The sequence below is a fragment of the Siccirubricoccus deserti genome (assembly GCF_014283215.1).
Taxonomy (GTDB): domain Bacteria; phylum Pseudomonadota; class Alphaproteobacteria; order Acetobacterales; family Acetobacteraceae; genus Siccirubricoccus; species Siccirubricoccus deserti.
On sequence record NZ_JACOMF010000141.1, the window covers coordinates 1 to 4721 of the forward strand.

Genomic DNA, 4721 nt, shown 5'->3' on the forward strand with positions numbered 1-4721 from the left:
CGCCGCGCGGACCATCGACGGGCTCTGGGATGCCATCCGCGACGCCCTGCCACGCTTTACCCCGGAAGAGTGCCGAAACTACTTCACCGCCGCAGGCTATGAACCAGAATGATCGGATTCCGCCCTAGCTGCGCAGCCCATCGGTGACGATGCACTTCGGCTTGTACTTCAGGCCGGCGAGCAGGCGTTTGAAGAAGCGTTTGGCTGCGGTCGCGTTCCGCCGCCCCTGCACCAGGATGTCGAGCACGACCCCGTGCTGATCCACCGCGCGCCAGAGGTAGTACAGTATACCGTTGATACGCAGGAAAACCTCATCGAGGTGCCAGCTGTCGCCTGTCTTCGGCCGGCGCCGACGCAGCTTGCGGGCGAAGTCGGCTCCGAACCTCAGGCCCCACTGCCGGATGCTCTCGTGGGTGACCGTGATCCCGCGTTCTGCCAGGATCAGCTCGACGTCCCGCAGGCTCAGGCTGAAGACATGATAAAGCCATACGGCGTGGCTGATGATCTCGGCGGGGAAGCGGTAGCCAGGGTAGGTGACGGGCTCGGGCATCATCAACCCAGCTTGGCCCAACCGCTCCGTTCCGGACAGAAGCCGCCAACTTGGCAATGCCATCCCACGCAATGATCTATGGCCACTTCCGTCCGCGGCGGCATCTGATGACCGCCGCTGAGTACCGCGATGCCCGCGCCAAGGCATTCCGGATCTGGCGGCAGGAGACGTGCGTCCAGAGGACCGCGTAAGCTTGTTGGGTTTCGTACCGCGCGCTCAAACGCGTCCACCACCCTAACAACCTGACAATGCCTCTCGTGCGTGACGCCGATGCCCTGCTCGGCCAGGATCAGTTCCACATCCCGTAGGCTCAGGCCGAAGACATGATAGAGCCAGATCGCGTGGCTGATGATCTCGGCCGCAAGGCGGTAGCCGGGGTAGGTGGCGAGTTCGGGCGACATCCCGTCACCTTCGCCCGGTCGGGTCGTTCCAGCCAGAGACCATCAACTTGGCAATGCCCCCGCCAGGGCATCTGCCGGTCGCAAGTGCCACTTGCCCGAGGCATGGCAGAGCGCCTCAGGCTCAGTCCTTGCCTACTCCAGCTTAGCACCTGAGATTCGGACCAGTTCCGCCCATTTTGGGAGCTCAGCGGCATGGAAGCGCGCTGCCTCCACGGCGTCCATGGCCACCGGGATGGAACCAAGCTCCTCGACCCTTTGACGCATCGCTGGCTGGTTCATGGCTGTCACCGTGTCACGCGACAGACGCTGCATCACCGCTGCCGGAGTTCCGGTAGGCGCAAACAGCCCGGCCCAACCAGCCACCTCGAAACCGGGGAGGATCTCGCCGATCGACGGGATGTCCGGGAACTGGGAGGCGCGCTGGCGTGTGGTCGTGCCGATTGCTTTGACCTTACCCTCCCGGATGAAGGGCAGCACCTCGATCAGCGGATTGATGACGAGCTGGACGCGTCCTGAAAGCAGATCGACAGCCGCCGGCGCGCCGCCACGATAGGCGACATGCGTCATCTCGAGCCCGGCCATATGGGCGAGCAAGGCCGCCGAGAGGTGCTGCGAACTTCCTGGGCCGCCCGAGCCGTAGCTGATTTTGCCCGGGTTGGATCTTGCGTAGTTAATGAATTCTTGGAGGTTGTTTGCTGGAACTGATGGATGGATCGCCGCCATATTCGGTGTGAAGGCAACGATGGCGATCGGCGTGAAGTCACGCAATGGATCATAGGGCAGGTTTGGGAAGAGCGCCGGCGCAGCCGCGAACGTCGTGTTTGTCCCCAGGATAATAGTATAGCCATCTGGCGCGCTGCGGGCGACGAAGTCGGTAGCAACGGTTCCCCCAGCGCCGGCGCGGTTCTCGACCACAACCGGCTGGCCAAGTGGCCCGGTCAACCCCTCAGCGACCAAACGCGCAGTGGTATCAGTACTGCCACCGGCGGCGAAGGGTACTATCACCCGGACTGGACGATCTGGCCGCCATTGCGGCTGACCTTGGGCTCGGCTCACAGTCAGAGCGAGCGGCGCGGCCGCGAGTGCAGCAAGAACATTACGACGTTTCATTTCAGCCTCCCCTGCTAAAGGAGCGTCCCGCGCTCTCTCTCTCTCTCTCTCTCCAGTACCCGCCGCCGGCAGGTATGGCATTGCGTGCCAAGCCTATCCTGATGCGTGCGCGCATGGCCAGCATGGCAGCGGATCGAGTGGGGCTGAGGGGCTCTGTTGCAGAGTTTGGCTGCTGCGCGGCAACCAAGGTGAGAACGCGCGGCAATCAGGATGAGAAACGCCGCCGTGGCACCGCCGAGAGGGCGTAGCCCGACCGGCGGTGCCACGGCGGTGTGCGCCCCGTACGAGCGGGGTGGAGACTATCAGGGGGGTTCGGTCGGTGGGCATCGGAATGGGACCTTCGCTGTGAGGGTCCGCCATTGCCCGGCCGCCATGTCACCGACCGCCAGATGAGGCTGTACATGACGTTCCGCCGGACCGAGCCAGTGCCGATCGCCGCCGCCAGGGCGGGGTTCAGCACGGCCACCGCCTACCGCATCGAGCAGGATCCCCGCCCGCCCTCGCAACGGACGCCCCAGCGGGAGCGGCGCCGGCCAGACCCGTTGGCGGCCATCTGGGACAGCGAGGTCGTGCCGCTGCTGCAGACCTCGCCCGGGCTGCGGCCGATCGCCGTCTTCGAGGAGATGCGCCGGCGTCATCCCGACCTCGGTGCCGGGACCCGGCGGACGCTGGAGCGGCGGATCCGCTCCTGGCGGGCGCTGCACGGGCCCGAGCAGGAGGTGATCTTTCGCCAGCTGCACGAGCCCGGCCGGCTCGGGCTATCGGACTTCACCGACATGCGCGACCTGGCCATCACCATTGCCGGCCAGCCGCTCGACCACCGGCTTTACCATTTCCGGCTGCCCTATTCGGGCTTCGAGCACGCGCATGTCGTCCTGGGCGGCGAGAGCTACGTCGCCCTGGCCGAGGGCCTGCAGAACGCCCTCTGGGCGCTCGGCGGCGCACCGCTGGAGCATCGCAGCGACAGCCTCTCGGCTGCCTTCCGCAACCTTGGCCAGGAGGCGGCGGATGACCTGACGCGGCGCTACGACGCGCTCTGCACACACTACGGCATGCAACCCAGCCGCAACAACCCGGGCGTGGCGCATGAGAACGGCGTGATCGAGAGCGCACATGGCCACCTCAAAGCAGCGATCGCCGACGCGTTGCTGCTGCGTGGCGCGCGAGAGTTCGCCGACCTCGCCGTCTACCGCAGCTTCGTCGACGAGGTGGTCGGGCGGCACAACGCCCGCGTGGCGCCGCGCATCGCCATCGAGCGCGCCAGCCTGCGGGACCTGCCCGCCCGGCGCACCGCCGACCATGAGGAGGCGGTCGTCACCGTCACCTCCTCCAGCGGCTTCACGCTGCGCCGGGTGTTCTACAGCGTCCCGTCCTGACTGATCGGCCACCGCCTGCGGGTCCGGCTGTTCGACGATCGGCTCGAGGTCTATCTCGGCGGCACGCGCCAGTTCACGCTGCCCCGCGGCCGATCCCGCCCCGATGGCCGGCATGGCCATGTCGTCGACTATCGCCACGTGATCCATGCGCTCCGCCGCAAGCCGATGGCGCTGCTGGGCCTGATCTACCGCGACAGCCTGTTCCCGCGCGCGGCCTATGCTCGTGCCTTCGAGGCCCTGCGCGCTGCCATGCCGGATCGCCTGGCCTGCCGCGCCACGGTGGAACTCCTCGCCCTCGCCCATGAGCGCGCCTGTGAGGCGGAACTGGCCGGCCTGGTCGAGGCCGAGCTCAAGGCCGGCCGCCTGCCTGACATGGCCGGCCTGCGCGCACGTTTCGCGCCCGACGCAGCGGCGCTGCCCGACATCACCGTCTCCCATCCGTCGCTTGCCGCCTATGAGGAACTCGGTACCCTGGGCCAGGGAGACGTCGCATGAGCCCCGCCGACAGCATCGACGCCGGCCGCCTCTCCCTGGCACTCACCGATCTCCGGCTGCCCGCCATCAAGCTGATCTGGCCCGATCTCGCTGCCCGTGCCGACAAGGAGGGCTGGCCCGCCGCGCGCTTCCTGGCAGCCCTGGCCGAGCACGAAATGGCCGAGCGCGCCAACCGCCGCATCCAACGTCATCTCGAGGGTCCGAGGCACTGCCTCGGACAGGCTGCCACCGGACAAGACCCTCGACAGCTTTGACTTCGATGCCGTGCCGATGGTCAGCAAGGCCCAGGTCATGGCGCTCGCCGCCGGCGACAGCTGGCTCAAAAAAGCTAGGCTGGCAAAGCTTGCTGTCGTGGCGCGTTGAGGGGGGATCGGTGGTTCTCCTGGAGGCGCGTGATGGCACGGGTGTCGGCGCGGGCACGGCCGGAGCGGGATCGGGTGCTGGTTCCCGGGCGGCAGGATTGCCCTGCTTGCGGCGGGCACATGCGACTGCGCTACGAGAACTGCCGTAGCCTCGTCACGTTGTCGGGGATGGTGCGCCTGAGGCTGCGGATCCGCCGCTGCGAGGCGCCGGATTGCCGGCGGTTTCGCGTGCCCTACCGGCCGGAGGCGGAGGGCGCGCTGGCACTGCCGCAGCATGAGTTCGGCCTGGACGTCATCGCGCTAGCCGGCGTGCTGCGCCACCGTGAGCACCGCAGCGTGCCGGAGATCCACGCCATCCTGCGCGGGCGCGGGCTCGACATCTCCGAGCGGAGCGTCACCAACCTGCTGGACCGCTATGACGAGTTGC

Annotated in this window: 4 protein-coding genes and 3 pseudogenes; 4 read left to right on the forward strand and 3 right to left on the reverse strand. The window is 67.3% G+C overall.

The features are described from left to right. A pseudogene (locus H7965_RS28755) lies at positions 1-112 on the forward strand (IS630 family transposase); the annotation flags it as partial. Between the two features lie 12 nt (positions 113-124). On the opposite strand, the gene H7965_RS28760 reads toward H7965_RS28755, so the two are convergent. The 3 genes from H7965_RS28760 to H7965_RS28770 all read right to left on the reverse strand — a co-directional run bounded on the left by H7965_RS28760 (position 125) and on the right by H7965_RS28770 (position 2061). Beyond that, positions 125-550: an IS6 family transposase gene (locus tag H7965_RS28760; protein WP_186773935.1), complete on the reverse strand. Its 426-nt coding sequence runs from the start codon at positions 548-550 to the stop codon at positions 125-127. Between the two features lie 2 nt (positions 551-552). After that, the gene (locus H7965_RS32160; RefSeq protein ID WP_186773936.1) at positions 553-951 is read right to left on the reverse strand and encodes an IS6 family transposase; all 399 of its coding nucleotides are present in this window, start codon (positions 949-951) and stop codon (positions 553-555) included. A gap of 132 nt (positions 952-1083) precedes the next feature. After that, positions 1084-2061 carry a Bug family tripartite tricarboxylate transporter substrate binding protein gene (locus H7965_RS28770; RefSeq protein WP_186773937.1) on the reverse strand — a complete coding sequence of 326 codons (978 nt, stop codon included), beginning with the start codon at positions 2059-2061 and terminating at the stop codon, positions 1084-1086. Between the two features lie 359 nt (positions 2062-2420). On the opposite strand from H7965_RS28770, the pseudogene istA reads away from it, so the two are divergent. From istA to H7965_RS28785, 3 genes and pseudogenes are all read left to right on the forward strand, one after another. Next, positions 2421-3932, forward strand: a pseudogene (gene istA / locus H7965_RS28775) (IS21 family transposase). Continuing rightward, complete coding sequence (locus H7965_RS28780) at positions 3929-4186, forward strand: P-loop NTPase family protein (protein ID WP_315898721.1); 258 nt, start codon at positions 3929-3931, stop codon at positions 4184-4186. The pseudogene istA and the gene H7965_RS28780 overlap by 4 nt, the downstream one beginning before the upstream one ends. 228 nt (positions 4187-4414) lie before the next feature. Then, positions 4415-4721 (forward strand): annotated as a pseudogene (locus tag H7965_RS28785) (ISNCY family transposase); the annotation flags it as partial.